General features: G+C 45.4%; 16 protein-coding genes. 9 read left to right on the forward strand and 7 right to left on the reverse strand.

Translation table 11 applies throughout. The annotated features are described in order from the left end of the window. The first annotated feature begins 19 nt into the window (after positions 1–19). Both L1D55_RS10775 and L1D55_RS10780 read left to right on the forward strand, forming a co-directional pair. Positions 20–925, forward strand: coding sequence for a manganese-dependent inorganic pyrophosphatase (locus L1D55_RS10775; RefSeq protein WP_239917417.1), 906 nt, complete (start codon positions 20–22; stop codon positions 923–925). 149 nt (positions 926–1,074) lie between these two features. Further along, entirely contained in the window at positions 1,075–1,464 is a 390-nt protein-coding gene (locus L1D55_RS10780; protein WP_239917418.1) for a DUF2750 domain-containing protein, read from the forward strand. 104 nt (positions 1,465–1,568) lie between these two features. On the opposite strand, the gene L1D55_RS10785 is transcribed toward L1D55_RS10780, so the two are convergent. From L1D55_RS10785 to pspF, 7 genes are all read right to left on the reverse strand, one after another. After that, positions 1,569–2,348 (reverse strand): DUF2927 domain-containing protein, encoded by a 780-nt coding sequence (locus tag L1D55_RS10785; protein ID WP_239917419.1) that lies wholly within the window; start codon positions 2,346–2,348, stop codon positions 1,569–1,571. 49 nt (positions 2,349–2,397) lie between these two features. Continuing rightward, a complete protein-coding gene (locus tag L1D55_RS10790; RefSeq protein WP_004742054.1) occupies positions 2,398–3,180 on the reverse strand; it encodes an ATP-binding cassette domain-containing protein in 783 nt (260 codons plus the stop codon). Then, positions 3,177–4,178 carry an oligopeptide/dipeptide ABC transporter ATP-binding protein gene (locus tag L1D55_RS10795; RefSeq protein ID WP_004742055.1) on the reverse strand — a complete coding sequence of 334 codons (1,002 nt, stop codon included), beginning with the start codon at positions 4,176–4,178 and terminating at the stop codon, positions 3,177–3,179. The genes L1D55_RS10790 and L1D55_RS10795 overlap by 4 nt, the downstream gene beginning before the upstream one ends. After that, on the reverse strand, positions 4,178–5,065 hold the full coding sequence (gene sapC, locus L1D55_RS10800; protein WP_061031742.1) for a putrescine export ABC transporter permease SapC: 888 nt from the start codon (positions 5,063–5,065) through the stop codon (positions 4,178–4,180). The genes L1D55_RS10795 and sapC overlap by 1 nt, the downstream gene beginning before the upstream one ends. Continuing rightward, positions 5,052–6,014, reverse strand: a complete 963-nt coding sequence (locus tag L1D55_RS10805) for an ABC transporter permease subunit (RefSeq protein WP_239917420.1) — start codon at positions 6,012–6,014, stop codon at positions 5,052–5,054. Before L1D55_RS10805 ends, sapC begins: the two co-directional genes overlap by 14 nt. Continuing rightward, positions 6,014–7,636, reverse strand: a complete 1,623-nt coding sequence (gene sapA / locus L1D55_RS10810) for an ABC transporter substrate-binding protein SapA (RefSeq protein ID WP_239917421.1) — start codon at positions 7,634–7,636, stop codon at positions 6,014–6,016. The genes L1D55_RS10805 and sapA overlap by 1 nt, the downstream gene beginning before the upstream one ends. 102 nt (positions 7,637–7,738) lie before the next feature. After that, positions 7,739–8,761 carry a phage shock protein operon transcriptional activator gene (gene pspF, locus L1D55_RS10815; RefSeq protein ID WP_239917422.1) on the reverse strand — a complete coding sequence of 341 codons (1,023 nt, stop codon included), beginning with the start codon at positions 8,759–8,761 and terminating at the stop codon, positions 7,739–7,741. A gap of 272 nt (positions 8,762–9,033) precedes the next feature. Between pspF and pspA the strand changes: the two genes are divergently transcribed. The 7 genes from pspA (at position 9,034) to L1D55_RS10850 (ending at position 16,358) form a co-directional block, all read left to right on the forward strand. Next, positions 9,034–9,705: a phage shock protein PspA gene (gene pspA / locus L1D55_RS10820; RefSeq protein WP_239917423.1), complete on the forward strand. Its 672-nt coding sequence runs from the start codon at positions 9,034–9,036 to the stop codon at positions 9,703–9,705. A gap of 14 nt (positions 9,706–9,719) precedes the next feature. Next, positions 9,720–9,953 carry an envelope stress response membrane protein PspB gene (gene pspB / locus L1D55_RS10825; RefSeq protein ID WP_004742066.1) on the forward strand — a complete coding sequence of 78 codons (234 nt, stop codon included), beginning with the start codon at positions 9,720–9,722 and terminating at the stop codon, positions 9,951–9,953. Next, on the forward strand, positions 9,946–10,332 hold the full coding sequence (pspC, locus tag L1D55_RS10830) for an envelope stress response membrane protein PspC (RefSeq protein WP_008222647.1): 387 nt from the start codon (positions 9,946–9,948) through the stop codon (positions 10,330–10,332). Before pspB ends, pspC begins: the two co-directional genes overlap by 8 nt. Before the next feature lie 158 nt (positions 10,333–10,490). Beyond that, a complete protein-coding gene (locus L1D55_RS10835) occupies positions 10,491–11,525 on the forward strand; it encodes an efflux RND transporter periplasmic adaptor subunit (RefSeq protein ID WP_239917424.1) in 1,035 nt (344 codons plus the stop codon). Between the two features lies 1 nt (position 11,526). Further along, positions 11,527–12,612 (forward strand): efflux RND transporter periplasmic adaptor subunit, encoded by a 1,086-nt coding sequence (locus L1D55_RS10840; protein WP_239917425.1) that lies wholly within the window; start codon positions 11,527–11,529, stop codon positions 12,610–12,612. Then, the gene (locus tag L1D55_RS10845; protein ID WP_239917426.1) at positions 12,605–15,715 is read left to right on the forward strand and encodes an efflux RND transporter permease subunit; all 3,111 of its coding nucleotides are present in this window, start codon (positions 12,605–12,607) and stop codon (positions 15,713–15,715) included. The genes L1D55_RS10840 and L1D55_RS10845 overlap by 8 nt, the downstream gene beginning before the upstream one ends. A 76-nt stretch (positions 15,716–15,791) precedes the next feature. Continuing rightward, positions 15,792–16,358, forward strand: a complete 567-nt coding sequence (locus tag L1D55_RS10850; RefSeq protein WP_239917427.1) for a DNA-3-methyladenine glycosylase I — start codon at positions 15,792–15,794, stop codon at positions 16,356–16,358. Positions 16,359–16,457: the final 99 nt, after the last annotated feature.

A 16,457-nucleotide genomic window follows, 5' to 3' on the forward strand; every position in this document is an offset into this window, starting at 1 on the left:
TAGTGTAATAGGAAGAAACATGATTTTAGTTGTTGGTCACAAAAACCCTGATAGTGACAGTATTTGTAGTGCGTTAGTTGCAACAGAGCTTCTTAAAGCTCGTGGCGAGGAAGCGACACCAATTCGCCAAGGCGAGATCAACCGCGAAACTCAACACATTCTTGAAGTTGCTGGTGCAGAAATGCCAGAACTTCGTACTTCTGTTGCTGGTGAGAAAATCTGGCTAGTAGACTACTCAGATCTAGCACAAGCACCAGACGATGTTGCTGACGCAGAGATCCTAGGTATTGTCGATCACCACCGTCTAGGTGACGTGATGACAGTTAACCCAATGGAAGCTTGGATCTGGCCTGTTGGTTGTACTAACACAGTACTTTTCAACATGTTCAAGATTGAAGGTCACGCTATCTCTCAACAAATCGCTAAGCTAATGATGTCTGCAATCCTTTCAGACACTGTTGGTTTCGCATCTCCAACTTGTACTCAAAAAGATAAAGACGCGGTTGCTGAACTTGCTGAAATCGCTGGCGTAGACGACGTTGATGCATTTATCAAAGCACTTCTAATCGCTAAAACAAACATCGAAGGCCTATCTGCTGCACAGCTAGTAGAAAAAGACCTTAAAGGCTACCCATTCAACGGTCGCGATGTTGTTGTAGGTCAAGTTGAACTTGCAACTCTTGAGCAAGTAGATGGCATGATCGAAGCACTTGAAGCGGATCTTGAAGAGCGTTGTGAGAAAAACGGTCTAGCATTCGCTGCTGTAATGCTTACTGACATCACTACAGCTCAAACTCGTCTACTTTACAAAGGTGAGTGGGCTGAGAAGTTGGTTAAGCACGAAAAAGACGGCATGCTAATGATGGAAAATACATTAAGCCGTAAGAAGCAAGGCTGGCCTTGGCTACAAGGTGAGCTTGTTTAATCAAGTCACTTAATAATAAACGCCTGCTAACTTAGCAGGCGTTTTTCTTTGAAGTAAGCACTTTTCTTCATCGATAATATTTGCAGTTAAAAGCACTCTGCATAAAATAACTTTAAGCGCAAAGTTACTGACTAAAGTAGGAAATTAAGATGACTACACAGCTAGACGATAAAAGAATCGCTGAAATCAATAAGTACACGGGTGAGCAACGCCTAAAGTACTGTGTGAAAGAAATCGTAGCAAACCGTGAAGTATGGATCTTAACCGATGAGCACGGTTGTGTAATGCTAAACACAGAAGACGAAGACTGCGTTCCTGTATGGCCAAACCAAGAGTTTGCTGAGTCATGGGCGACAGGTGACTGGGCTGAGTGTAAGGCTGAGTCTATCTCATTAAACAAATGGCACAGCCGCTGGACTAACGGTCTAGAAGACGATGAACTTGCTGTGGTTGTATTCCCTAATGAGCAAGAAGAAGGCGTTATCCTGTTCCCTGATGAATTCGACTTTGAACTGAAGAAACAGGCTGCTAGGCGTTAATCTTCTCGTTACATCATAAGTCAGCGTTGCCTTCTGTTAGGCAACGCTTTCACTCTGTGTGCTGCCCCAGCGCTCCTCAAACAACACAACCACTATCTCGCGTACTAATATCCAATCAACTGATACAAAGGCGCTTGCTGCGCAGTGTTTGGTGCCCGCTTAAGTACGCCCGTCTCGTGGTACCTCTTCAAAATTTTTCGCACAATGGGTTTTACTTGTGCTTTGGTCATCCCAGCTTTCAACTCTGGCTCGTAGAGTAATTGAAGTAGCACCACATCTAACGGTGAAAGTAGATCCTCTGGCGTATGGTCATTGAAGATGGAAGGGTAGGCTTTATCTGAGTCATTGGGTAGCCCTAGAACTTGTGTGATTTCTTCTACGATACAGGCGACAAGCTTTCCTCGTGATCTCGCCTGATCAACAGGAATAATGATTCCTGCATAGACAATTTCACCTTTTGTGTTGGTTCGATAACCCGCTGTGCAAATCGCACTGTTTAGGTGCTCGGTCGATTTGAGATTGAGTACGCGTTTGGATTCCGAAATCCACTTGCTTTGTCTGGTGTATATCCATTTAACGTTCGCTTCAGACTCTTTGTTGACGAGTGAAATGGGGTGTTGGGTCACTTGAGCTAAGTGCTGGATATGAAGTTCGGCGAGTTCTTGATGAAGCTCTTGATCGCCGACACGATGGTCAATCCAAATTTTGATCGGTTGCTGCCATTTGGCGAGTGGTTTCGTGCCTGAGGAGTATTCGTGTTGCAGTGCCACGTTATAAAACGCGGTTTCTATGAAGGCTTTATCTAACCAAGTAAGCGGTGTGCTTGCCGCTTTAAATGAGAGGCTAACAAGCAAGAGGGGAAGCATTGTAGCGGTTCGTAACATACTTTCCCTCCTACTCAACATAGCTTGGTTCTAGCTTAGTCGTTTCAGCTTAGTGGTTTGGCGCTTTGGAGAAATGACTCTCAACCAGTCTTTGAGTGATTTGGTGACTTGGGTTGGTTAATACTTCATCGGTGTCCCCACTCTCAACCACATCGCCTTCGTGCATCACAATGATTTTGTCGGTGATGTGCTTAACAATGCCAAGGTGTTGAGATACGTAGACGAAAGATACGCCCATCTCTTCTTGCAGTTCTAAGAACAGATTGATGATCTGAGAACGCATTGCCATATCTAGACCGTTCAAAGCTTCGTCAGCGACAATGATTGATGGCTGAAGTATCAAGGCACGAGCTAGACAAACTCTTTGTTTCTGGCCCGCAGCAAGCATTTGAGGGTAGAAGTAAGCATGTTCCGGCAGAAGGCCTACACGTAAGAGTGTGTCCTTTACACGGCGCATGCGGGCTTCTGGTGGCATGTTGGTGTTTCGCTTCAAAGGGCCTTCCAGAATACGACCAATCTGAATGCGCGGGTTAAGCGATGTATTGGGATCTTGGAAGATCATGCGAATCAACTTACAGCGAGTTGAGTAGTCTTTGTGTTCCAGCTTTTCACCGTTTACACGAATCTCACCCGCAGTCGGTTCTACCATGCCTGCTAGCATTCTTGCTAACGTCGATTTACCAGAGCCGTTTTGACCAATAAAGCCGATCGTTTGGCCTGCTTCAAGCGTAAAGCTTACCGGCTTCACCGCTTGATGAATCTTTTTACGGAAAAGACCAGAGCGAGTCGTAAAGTCTTTGGATAATTCACTGACTTCTAATAATGCACTCATGATTTCTTTTTCTTCTCCATATTCAGAGGGAAATGACAGTTAAACTTATGGTTTTTGATTCGTTTAGTATGTGGGATTTCCACACACTGTCTTTGCGCGTAAGGGCAACGTGGACCCAACCGACAACCAATAGGAAGATGTTGTAGTGGAGGAATCGAGCCTGGTAGCGACTGAAGTTTCTCTTTGTGTGGGATCCAGTCGTTGAAGTCTGGCATCGCTTTCAACAGAGCCACAGTGTATGGGTGCTTTGGCGCATCCAACAGTTTTTGCGTATCCGCAGATTCAACAGACTGACCACAGTACATAACGGTAATTCGAGTCGCCCATTGAGTGATGGTCGTTAAGTCATGGCCGATCAGGATAATGGTCGTGTTATGGAGCTGATTCATTCGGCTCAATAATCGCAAGATCTGAGACTGGGTAATCGGATCCAAGTCGTTAGTTGGTTCATCGGCAATCAAGACTTTCGGCTTGGCAGCGATTGCCATTGCGATCATCACCTTTTGACACTCACCATCAGTGAGTTCATAAGAGTAGCTGTCCATTAGGCGAGAGTGATCTTTAATGCCGACTTTGTGAAGAAGTGCTATCGCTTGCTTCTTACGCCATTTAAATCGTTGCCACCATCGACCTTCAAAGGCGTGTGAGGGGATGGCTTCAATCAGTTGATTGCCTACTTTTTCCGAAGGATCAAGACACGTCGATGGCTCTTGGAAAATCATCGCAATATCACGAGCAATAACACGTCTGCGCTCTTTAGGGGTCAGTTGAAGCAGGTCAACATTCCCGAGTCGCATACGGTCAGCGGATACCTTCCAGTTTTCTTTACAAACACCAACGATCGCTTTAGCAACCAAGCTTTTACCTGAGCCTGATTCACCTACTAAACCACGAATTTCCCCTTCATTGAGGGTAATACTCATTCGATCTACCGCTTTAACCATCCCTTGAGGGGTCTCAATTTCAATGGTTAGATGTCGAATATCAAGTAACGGCATTATTCGATTCCTGCATTTAGCGCTTGGCGAACACCTTCACCGACGAGGTTAATCACAATCACTGTAAACATAATGGCTAGGCCAGGTAGGGTTACTGTCCATGGTGCGAGATAAATCAGTTCTACAGAATCACCGAGGATAGAGCCCCATTCGGTACTCGGTGCTTGAGCGCCAAGACCAAGGAAGCCTAAAGCGGTGATATCAAGAATCGCGACGGATAACGCCAGCGTAATTTCTAGTGCCACCACAGTAAGAATATTAGGAAGAATCGAGTTCCACAGCAGGTAGAAGTCGTTCGCACCATCAAGGCGAGAAGCCAGAATATAGTCTTTCTCTACCTCAGCATGCACAGCAATGTAGACCGAGCGAATAAAGCGCGGAATCAATGCCAAACATAAGGCTAGCAAGATATTGAACTCGCCAAAGCCGAGGAATGCCACAAAGATAATTGCCAGTAGCAGAGACGGAATCGACATCACTGTATCAAGCAGGTGGTTTAGGGTACTTGATAGCAAACCACGCGTCATACCGGCAAGTACACCAATGAGACAGCCAATAACGGCAGCGATAAAGGTAATCACGACTGCAGCGCCAAAGGTAAGCTGAGAGCCAATGATTAAGCGAGAAAGAATATCTCGACCCAGATCGTCTGTACCTAAGAAGTATTCAACAGTGCCTGCTGGATCCCAAGATGGCGGTGTTAGCAGATGGCCTGTTTGCTCTTGCGCATCATGAGGAGCTAACCACGGAGAAGTGATCGTCACCAGAATGATAAGTATCAAACACCACAAGCCAAACATCGCAAGATTGTTAGAGCGGAAGCTACGCCAGAAGCGCTCAAACTGGGTAGGAATCTGTTCTTCCTGGTAGACGTTATTTGTTAGCATACCATTCCTTCCTTACCAGTGGGTTGACCATAGCGCCTAGCAGGTCAGACAGAATATTTGCAGTCAAAACCAGAGTTGCCACCACGATTACGCCTGCTTGAATAGAAACGTAATCTTGATTCGATAAACCATCCAATAACCAGCGTCCAATCCCCGGCCAGTTAAAGATAGACTCGGTAATGATCGCAAGCGTTAACATGCTCGAAAGCTGAACACCGACCTTAGGAATAATCGGTGGAATCGCATTTCTTAATACGTGCTGAGTCACGATCTCTCTTGTTGATAGACCTTTAATACGTGCCGCACGGATGTAGTTCTGTGTCATCACTTCAGCCACTGATGCTCGCATCAGACGAATAACCTGAGTCGTTGGTGCCAATGCTAAAACAAGACACGGCAGCGCCATGTGCTCGATGACACTTTGCAAAGCATGCGCGCGGTAACGGCCTTCAGCAAAAAAAGCATCGATGATCGCAAAGCCAGTCACGTGTTCAATCTCATAAAGTAGATCGTATCGACCGCCAACAGGGAACATCTCAAAATGCAGAGAGAACACCATGATCATCAAGAGTGCGACCCAGAATATTGGTGCTGAGTAACCGGCCATTGAGGTGAACGAGATAGTGGTGTCGACAAACTTACCTTGTCTCATGCCTGCGATGGTTCCAAAAGGGATGCCAATCAAAAGCGCTAGCACAAAGGCAAAGAAACACAGCTCCAATGTGGCTGGGAATACAACCACAAGCTCATCAATGATAGGGGTACCGTGTTTGCTCAAGCCAAAATTCAGCGTCGACAATTCAGTAACATAGCTTATCCAGCCCGGCCAGAAATCTTGAATCGCCCACGGTGAGGTTTGGTCGAGTCGCAGTAACGAAAAGCCGACCATCGTCAGAATCGCAAGCGTGATCACGAACAAGTTAATACGTCTTAATGTATACCAAAACATCAGTGCACCTCTCTTCTGACTTGATCAAAAGGTTGGGCATTGAACGGACTCTGTTTGAAGCCGGTTAGTGAACGATCATGAACGCGGAACTGCACTCCGTGAGCCAGAGGGATCACAGGAACTTCTTCGTTAAGAATGTTTTGGGCTTGGCGATACAAGTTTACACGGTGCCTTTGTTGGTTGATCTCTATGGCTAAATCCAGAAGGAAATCAAAGTCTGAATTACACCACATCGATACGTTGAGTCCTGCGCGCTCAGAGCTGCAAGAGAGTAGGGGGCGCAAGAAGTTATCAGGATCACCAGTATTACCGATCCAGCCAGTTAGTAGCAGATCTGTTGAGGCGATTGAAGATAGCTGTGTACGGTCGAATCGGTCGTCAGTGTAAAGTTTCAATTCGATGCCGATGTCCGCTAAGTTAGCTTGGATAAGTTCTGCTGTCTTACGCGGGCTTGGATTATACGCTCTTGGCTCTAGCGGTACCCACATTGAAAGCTCTAATCCCGGCTCGACGCCAGCTTCTTTGAGAAGAGCTATCGCATAGTTTCGGTCATAACGTACTTGAACATTGTCTTTCTGATGAGCCCAAGATGTTGGAGGCAGCAGCGTGTAAGCCTTGGTGCCTGTGCCGTAGTATACCGAATCAAGAATATTCTGGCGGTTGATAGCCAAGTTCAGCGCTTTACGTACGCGAGAGTCACGCAGGGCTGGGTGCTCTGTATTAAGGGCGATGAAAGAGACATTAACCGCGGGTGTCGCGGATATCTGCAGCTCTTCGTGTGCTTGAATGATTGGGATCTGGCTAGAAATCGGCGAGTTCAACACATCACATTCATTGCGCAGCAACTTAGCGAGTGTGCCGGTTCCGCGTTGTGAGGTATCGAAAACCACTTGGTCCATTTGCACATCACCTTTCCAGTAATGCTTGTTCTTTTTAAGGCGCACCAAGTCGTTGATTTGATATTCATCGAGATAGAATGGACCTGTACCAACTGGCTTTGAGTCGATTTCATTCTTCTCATCAGCAGCCACGAGTTGGTTTGCGTATTCTTTAGAGTGAATTACCGCGTAACTGGTCGCAATGTTATTTAGAAAGGAATTATCTGGTCGACTTAATTGGAATTTAACCGTTAAGTCATCCACTGCCGTGATATCGACAATCAAGTTCTTGAAATCGATGCCAGCAAACCATGGATATAGACCGCCGCCCACATAGTGGAATGGGTTTGAGCTATCAATGATACGTTCGAAACTAAAAACCACATCTTGCGCGTTCATAGAACGGGTTGGCGTAAACCAGTCTGTGGTCTGGAACGCGACGTTCGGGCGCAGTTTGAAAGTGTATTCAGTACCTGATTTATCGACAGACCAGCTTGTTGCTAGGTTCTGTTGTGGTCGATAGGTCATAGGATCGAGTGTGAGCAGCGTGTCGAAGATTTGAGGGCTCAGTGATTCTGCTGTAATTCCACTATCAACCAATTGAGGGTTGAAGGTACTAGGATTACCTTGGCCACAATAAATGAAGCCTTTTTCACGAATTTGATCGTGATTCACACTCTCACCACATCCGGCTAAAAAGCTCAGCGTGCAGATGCTCAGTGATAGTCTTATTAGTGCTTTCATAAAAAGAAATACTTTTCGAAACGAGGCGTTAGAGGAGCCTCAAGATCCGGATAATTTAACATTTTATTTATTCGGCTCCAAATAATAATCCTATGAGTGTGGCTATTTCTCACTGCCTTGTCCGACAATCGCGTACTTCCTCACCATTCCCCTTAATTGGTTGTAGGTGAGTCCGAGTAATTCCGCGGCTTGCTTTTGGTTGTACTTGCTCTGTTTTAAGGCTTGATTGAGCAGTTTGATGTCTTGTTGTTCTTGCCATGCTTTGTAGTCAAGAGGCAAAGAAAACGAGCTCTCAGTAGAAGTATGGCTGTTGGATGGATCATTACCAATTTCTTGAGAGGATTCTTGATTCGTGTCCCATGCTGGCTTGAACGGGTTAAATACCAAAGATTCAATAGGGTATGGGTTATTGCCATGTTGGTAGATGGCACGCTCGATGACGTTCTTGAGCTCCCTGACATTACCTGGCCAAGAGTATTCCAATAAGGATTCAATGGCCGATGGTGCAAAGCCAACAAATAGCTCAAGCTCTAATTCACGGCACATCTTAATAGCGTAGTATTCGGCCAATAATGTGATGTCTTCTTTACGTTCACGAAGCGGGGGAATAGTAATCACATCAAAGGCGAGTCTATCCAATAAGTCAGCTCTGAATTCGCCCTTAGATGCCATCTCTGGTAGGTCTGCATTGGTCGCACACACCAGCCTTACATTTGCACTTAGCGCTTTTTGCCCACCAACACGTTCATATTGTCCGTATTCAATAACCCGCAATAGTTTCTCTTGCACAGCTAGAGGGGTTGTCGCGAGTTCATCAAGAAATAGTGTGCCGCCTTCTGCTCTTTCAAATCGGCCATGGTGACGACCTTTTGAACCGGTAAAGGAGCCTGACTCATGACCAAACAGCTCTGAATCAATTAAGCCTTCGCTCAGGGTTGAACAGTTTAGTGAGATCAAGGGTTGGTCCCAACGCTTTGAGAGGTAATGGAGCCTTTGTGCAATCAACTCCTTACCTGTACCACGCTCGCCAATGATCAGAATAGGTCTCTCTATTGGAGCCAGTTGAGAAACTTTGTCCAAAACAGAAAGAAAGCTAGGTGATTCACCAATGAGATTCTGCTGCATAGCGGGTCCTTGTAGTAGCTGAGCGCTAGTGGAGGTCATATAAGGGCTGTAATGGTGAAAAATACCAATACTTGGTTAAATTCATCATAGCATGGTTCAGGTTAATCGCCATTACATTGTAAGTGACTGATAATTAATGTCTTAAAAGTTGGCACGCTACTTGGATTACTTATGGTAGGTTTAACAACAAATGTAAATTAGCGAGCAAGTGGTGATGAGTCGCACAACGATTTAAAACGCATTTGCCTTCAATTGTAATTAAGGAGTTTCTCATGGGTATTTTTTCTCGCTTTGCAGACATCGTAAATTCAAACATCAGCGCATTATTAGACAAGGCTGAAGATCCTGAAAAAATGATTCGCCTGATCATCCAAGAAATGGAAGATACATTGGTAGAGGTTCGCACTAACTCAGCAAAAGCAATCGCGGACAAGAAAGAACTCGCTCGTAAAGTTGAAGCTATCGAAACTCTGATTCTTGATTGGCAGAATAAAGCGACACTGGCACTGACCAAGCAACGTGAAGATCTAGCGAGAGCGGCGCTGATCGAAAAGCAAAAGCTTGAAGACATCATCAAGAGCCTTCACACAGAGCAAACGTTAGTGCATGAAACGATTGAGAAACTAACGAATGAGATTGGTAAGCTTGAAACTAAGATCGCAGAAACACGTGCCAAGCAACAAGCACTGATGATTCGCAACAACGCTGCAAGCAACCGTCGTGATGTGCAAAAACACCTGCATTCAAGCAAAACCAGTGAAGCAATGGCGAAGTTTGAGCAATTCTCGCGTAAAGTGGATGAATTAGAAGCTGAAGCGGATGTTTACGCGAAGACAGGCAATGCAAAATCGTTAGACCAAGAATTTGCAGAGCTACAAGCTCAAGATGAGATTGAAAAAGAGCTAGCGAAGCTGAAGCAACAAGTTGAAAACCGCGATAAATAATTCAGGAGTTGTCTATGTCCACATTTCTAATTGCAGGTCCACTGATTGTCTTTTTGATCTTCGTGGCACCGCTATGGTTATTCCTACATTACCGCAGCAAGAAGAAATCCAGTAATGGGCTATCGGAAACGGATCTTCAACGCCTGCACAAGCTTTCAGCACAGGCAGAATCGATGCAAGATCGTGTAACAACGCTAGAAAAAATACTGGATGCGGAGTCACCTAACTGGAGACGAAACTATGAGTAGAGATCTGTATCGCGATCCAATTAACGGTAAGTTGTCTGGCGTGTGTGCAGGCTTGGCGAATTATTTCGGCCTGGAAGTCTGGTTGGTTCGCATCATGGTTATCTCTGCTGCACTGCTCGGTGGTAGTTTTTTGGTGTTATTGGCGTATATTGCTTTGACATTTATGCTTGAAAAACAACCACCTCAGTATGTCGACCAAATGAAGGCTAAACAAGAGCATACACTCAAGCAAAAGCCTTGGGAAAAAGGGCAAACTGCAGAGTCACTATTGAACACTTTAGAGGGTGATTTCCAGAAGTTAGAGACCAGTGTCCGCAACATGGAAGCTTATGTCACATCCGATACGTTTAAAGTGAACCGCGAATTTAAGAACATGTAGCGGTAAAACCTAAAAAATATAAGATGACGGTTTAGGAAAATTTATTCCAAGCCGTTATTTTTTTTAATAATTTTCTCTAAATAAATCTTACGCCGACTGGTAAGTTACATGCGATTAATCTATGTTATAAAAATATTTATAGATATGGATGATCACCAATGTATAGAGCCTCCCTTGTCCTATTGACGGCCTTAGCTGGGTTGTCTGGGTGTGGTAAGGAGCTTCCTCCCGTACCTGAACCTGAATCTAGACCCGCCAAACTCTTCACTGTCTCCGTCGGTAACAATGCTTTTGAGCGTAATTTCCCTGCTACAACTGAAGCTGGTGATAGAGCGGTACTCGCATTCCGCGTTCCCGGATTATTACAGAGCATCGACGTGACCGCAGGTCAGCATGTGTCGAAAGGCGACAAACTCGCCATGCTAAACCCTGATGAATATCAACTTCTAGAGAAGCAAGCAAAAGCGAACTTTCAGCTTGCCGATGTTCAGTACCAACGTGCGATCAAACTGCGTAAAGACCGCGTAGTGTCAGAGCAAGATTTCGACCAAGCGAAAGCAAACCACAATTCGGCTCGCGCGATGCTAAATCAAGCGAATGCGAATCTTCGCTACACCACTTTAGTTGCCCCTTATGATGGCACCATTTCCATTATTCCAGCTGAAAATCATGAGTACATTGCCGCTAAAGAAGGCGTCATGAATATTCAGACCAATCAGATTCTAAAAGTCGTTTTCTTATTGCCCGATCAACTTATTACGCGCTTTTCTTCAGGGTTTGAAATCGATGCAACCATGGTATTTGATGCGTTTCCTGAAAACTCCTACGTACTGACGTTCCAAGAGGTAGATACAGAAGCTGACCCTAAAACGGGTTCATATAAAGTCACCATGGTGATGGAAAGACCAACCGATATCGGTATCTTGCCAGGCATGTCTGGTACCGTGAATCTTGTGTCGGCTCAAGCCGCGGCAACCAAAATCCCGACCTCTGCCATGATGACTGATGGCGATGATGTCTCAGTTTGGCGAGTGAATAGTGATGGTATCGTTGAAAAAGTCGCGATCGTGATTGATGAAAAACGTCACATTGTCTCTGGCTTAAACGATGGAGATCGCATTGTAACCTCTGGTGTTAATGGCCTTGAATCCGGCATTAAGGTTCGAGAGTGGATCAAGGAAAGGGGGCTATAACATGAGTGCATTTAAAATAGCGACAGGACTGTCATGTTTAGCTTTGCTGACTGCTTGTGGAGAAAAACCTCAAGTAGAAGCTGAGAACATTCCATTGGTTAAAGCGATTGAGATTTCAGTATTAGATTTCAATGACAAACTCTATTTCCCAGCCGTTGCCAATGCGGCGGAAAAAGCACATCTGAGCTTTCGAGTGGCGGGCGAAATATACAGGCTCGATGTCAAAGAAGGCGAACGAGTTGAGGCGGGGGATGTGATTGCTGAGCTTGATCCTACGGACTATCAATTGGACGTTGATAATGCTCAAGCTCGATATACAGTGGTGAACAGCCAGTTCAGGCGCTCAAAACCTCTAGTGAAAAAGGGCTTACTCGCGAAGTCTCAGTTTGATGAGATTGCCGCTCAACGTCAGATTGCCTACGCCGAGTTAGAACTGGCGAAGCTTCGCTTGTCTTTCACTAAGCTCAAAGCTCCCGTTGATGGCATCATTTCCCGTGTCAGTGTCGACCAATTTGAGAACATTCAAGTGGGTCAGCAAATCGTGAATATTCACAGCGTTGAGGATGTTGAGGTCGTGATTCAGCTACCTGATCAAATCTACGTTAACCAGCCTAGCGAGACCATCCTTGAAAATGTGACGGCCTTGGTACGAGTTCCAAGCGGTAATGAGTACCCAGCAGGCATTAAAGAGTTCACAACAGAGCCCGAGCCAAGCACCGGAACCTTTACCGTGACCTTGGCACTACCGATGCCTGAAGACGATCTGATTTTGGACGGTATGGCGGTCGACGTTACCTCACATGGTCGAGATATTGGCTTAGAACTGAAAGCCGGTGTTTTAGTACCTATAGAGGCGGTATTCAATGCTGACGGCGATGAACTTACTCGTAAGAACTCATTCGTTTGGGTCATTAATGACGACAACACAGTTTCAAAGCAGAAAGTGGTATTAGGCAAAGCCAACCAGAAAACGTTGCAAATAATCAAAGGATTAGAGATGGGGCAACATATAGTTGTAGCGGGCGTATCGCGATTGCGAGATGGGATGACAGTGGAAGTATTATCTCAGGAGGCGAACAATGAGTGAAGCAAATAACAAGCCCCAGAGTGACGCTCAACAGGGTGACGACCAGATCACGGGTGTAGCGGCTTACTTTATTCGCAATAAAGTTATCAGTTGGATGCTCTCGTTGATCTTCCTAATTGGTGGTGTGTCTGCCTTCTTTGGTTTGGGGCGTCTAGAAGACCCGGCCTTTACCATCAAAGATGCGATGGTTGTCACCTCTTACCCAGGTGCGACACCGCAGCAAGTGGAAGAGGAAGTCACTTATCCACTAGAGAAAGCGATTCAACAACTTACTTACGTCGATGAGGTTAACTCTATCTCTAGCCGCGGCTTGTCTCAGGTAACGGTAACGATGAAGAACAACTATGGCCCAGACGATCTGCCGCAGATTTGGGATGAACTTCGTCGAAAAGTGAATGACTTGAAAGTGTCACTGCCGCCTGGTGTGAACGATCCACAAGTCATCGATGATTTTGGTGATGTTTACGGTATTTTGCTTGCGGTAACCGGTGATGGCTACAGCTACAAAGAGCTGTTGGATTATATCGATTATTTAAGGCGTGAGCTGGAACTGGTTGATGGGGTCAGTAAAGTTTCTGTTTCTGGTCAGCAGCAAGAGCAAGTATTCATCGAAATCTCGATGAAACGGATCAGCTCTTTGGGCATCTCGCCAAACACGGTATTTAACCTTTTATCGACTCAAAACATTGTTTCCAGTGCGGGTGCGGTGAGAATTGGTGACGAGTACATTCGTATCCATCCTACCGGCGAGTTCCAGAATGTAGAGCAATTGGGTGATTTGATCCTGACCGAAGGTGGTGCTCAAGGCCTTATCTATCTAAAAGATGTGGCAGAAGTAACCCGCGGTTATGTTGAGGTACCGACTAACATTATCGGCTACAACGGCAAACTAGCACTTAACCTTGGTGTGTCCTTTGCTCAAGGCGTAAACGTGGTCGCGGTGGGGGAAGCGTTTGACCGCAGACTTGCTGAATTGAAATACCAACAGCCAGTAGGCATCGACATTTCAGAGGTTTATAACCAACCTAAAGAAGTAGATAAATCCGTGAGCGGCTTTGTGGTGAGCTTGGGGCAGGCGGTTGCAATCGTAATCGTGGTGCTACTGTTCTTCATGGGCCTGCGTTCCGGTCTGTTGATTGGCTTGATACTGCTACTGACCGTGTTTGGTACCTTCATTTTCATGCAGTACTTCAAAATCGATTTACAACGTATCTCACTGGGTGCATTGGTTATCGCACTGGGGATGCTGGTGGATAACGCCATAGTGGTGGTTGAAGGGATATTGATCGGCACGCAGAAGGGGCGAACCCGGATGCAGGCCGCCACTGATATCGTCACTCAGACTAAATGGCCATTGCTAGGTGCAACGGTTATTGCGGTAACGGCATTTGCGCCTATCGGTTTGTCTGAAGACTCGACGGGTGAGTATTGTGGCACCTTGTTCACGGTTCTGCTTATCTCGCTAATGTTGAGCTGGTTTACAGCTATCTCAATTACGCCATTCTTTGCCGATATCTTCTTTAAAGGTCAGAAGGTCGATGCAGACATTGAGGGTAAAGATCCGTACAACGGGATGGTTTTTGTTGTCTACAAAAACTTCCTAGAATTCTGTATGAAGCGTGCGTGGCTAACCATGATTGTTCTGGTTATTGGTCTAGGTGCGAGTGTTTACGGTTTTGGTTTCGTAAAACAAGCTTTCTTCCCATCATCGACAACACCGATGTTCCAAGTTGATGTTTGGATGCCGGAAGGGACCGATATTCGAGCGACCAACACTAAGCTTAAAGTGCTTGAAAGCTGGTTAGCTGAACAGGACGAAGTTGAACACATCACGACGACCGCTGGTAAGGGCTTACAGCGTTTCATGCTGACTTACGCACCGGAGAAAAGTTATAGCGCTTACGGTGAGATAACGGTTCGTGTTAAGAGCTACGAAGTGCTTGAAGGGCTAATGAAGCGCTTCCGTGACCATGTTAATGGTCAGTTCCCTGAGATTGACTACAAGCTAAAACAGATTGAGTTAGGTCCTGGTGGCGGTGCGAAGATTGAAGCTCGTATTGTAGGCTCAGATCCAACGGTATTACGTTCAATCGCAGCACAAGTGATGGATGTAATGCGTGCTGATAGCGGTGCATTTAACGTTCGCCACGACTGGCGTGAAAGAACTAAGGTGCTAGAGCCTCAGTTTAATGAAAGCCAAGCTCGTCGTTACGGTATCACCAAGTCAGATGTTGATGATTTCCTCGCGATGTCTTTCTCTGGTAAGTCGATTGGTGTGTATCGTGATGGTACAACACTGATGCCAATTGTGGCACGTTTGCCGGAAGATGAGCGTGTCGATATTCGTAACATCGAAGGTATGAAGATCTGGAGCCCTGCGTTAAGTGAATATATCCCACTGCAACAAGTGACTTTAGGTTATGAGTTGGAATGGGAAGATCCACTGATTATTCGTAAGAACCGTAAGCGTATGCTGACAGTGATGGCGGATCCAGACCTACTGGGTGAAGAAACTGCTTCTACGTTACAGAAGCGCCTACAGCCACAAATTGAAGCGATTGAGATGCCACCTGGTTATTCTCTTGAGTGGGGTGGTGAGTATGAGTCGTCTGCGGATGCGCAAGCATCACTATTCACAACTATGCCTCTTGGCTACTTGTTCATGTTCTTGATCACTGTGTTCCTGTTTAACTCAGTAAAAGAGCCGCTGATCGTATGGTTAACGGTACCACTGGCTTTAATTGGTGTGACGACTGGCTTGCTGGCCTTAAACACCCCATTTGGCTTTATGGCTCTGTTAGGCTTCTTGAGTCTATCCGGGATGCTTTTGAAGAACGGTATCGTACTGCTTGACCAAATCGAGATTGAGATGAAGTCAGGTAAGGATCCTTATGTTGCTGTTGTTGATGCTGCACTAAGCCGTGTTCGCCCAGTATGTATGGCGGCGATTACGACGATTCTAGGTATGATTCCTCTATTGCCAGATATCTTCTTCAAGCCAATGGCAGTAACCATTATGTTTGGTTTGGGTTTTGCGACGGTACTGACGCTTATTGTTGTACCGGTACTGTACCGCCTGTTCCATAAGATTGACGTAGCATAACGCCAATTTATCTTTGAAATAATGCCCCTAACTGGGGCATTATTTTTATGTACTGTATTTAAGTGAGATGATCGAAATGGAAGCGAATAGCGCGGAGAGAACTTGTGCATGGGCACTTAAACATGAACTTGAAAGGGTGTACCACGACACGGAATGGGGCGTGCCTGTCTATGATGATCAAGTGTTGTTTGAATTCATCACGCTAGAGGGAGCTCAAGCGGGTCTGAGTTGGATTACCATACTGAAAAAAAGAGAAGGCTATCGCGCGGCATTTGAGAACTACGACTTACACAAATTAGCCGAACTCGATGAAGACAATGTACCCAATATCATTGAAAATTTTGATGTGGTTAAACATAAGGGCAAGATTGCTTCTGTGTACAATAATGCTCGTGCAGCGCTGGAGCTTCAAAAAGAATTCGGTTCTTTATCCAATGCCTTGTGGCAATTTGTTGATAACAAAGTGATCGATAATCAGTGGACAGAAATGTCACAAGTCCCTGCTTCTACGGAGCAATCTAAAGCTATGAGTAAGTTTTTAAAAAAGAGGGGCTTTAAGTTTGTAGGTGAAACAATCTGTTACGCGTTCATGCAAGCTACCGGTATGGTTAATGACCATATGGTGTGTTGTCCTTACAAATAAAAGTGTTATTTAGCGTCGCGAAATAATTACTCAAAAATTGGAAAATTCACTAGCCATTTATAAACTATTCAATATTATATGCGACCGAGTTTAAAGATA

It is taken from the genome of Vibrio sp. Isolate22, from assembly GCF_022398115.1.
In the GTDB taxonomy this organism is placed as follows: domain Bacteria; phylum Pseudomonadota; class Gammaproteobacteria; order Enterobacterales; family Vibrionaceae; genus Vibrio.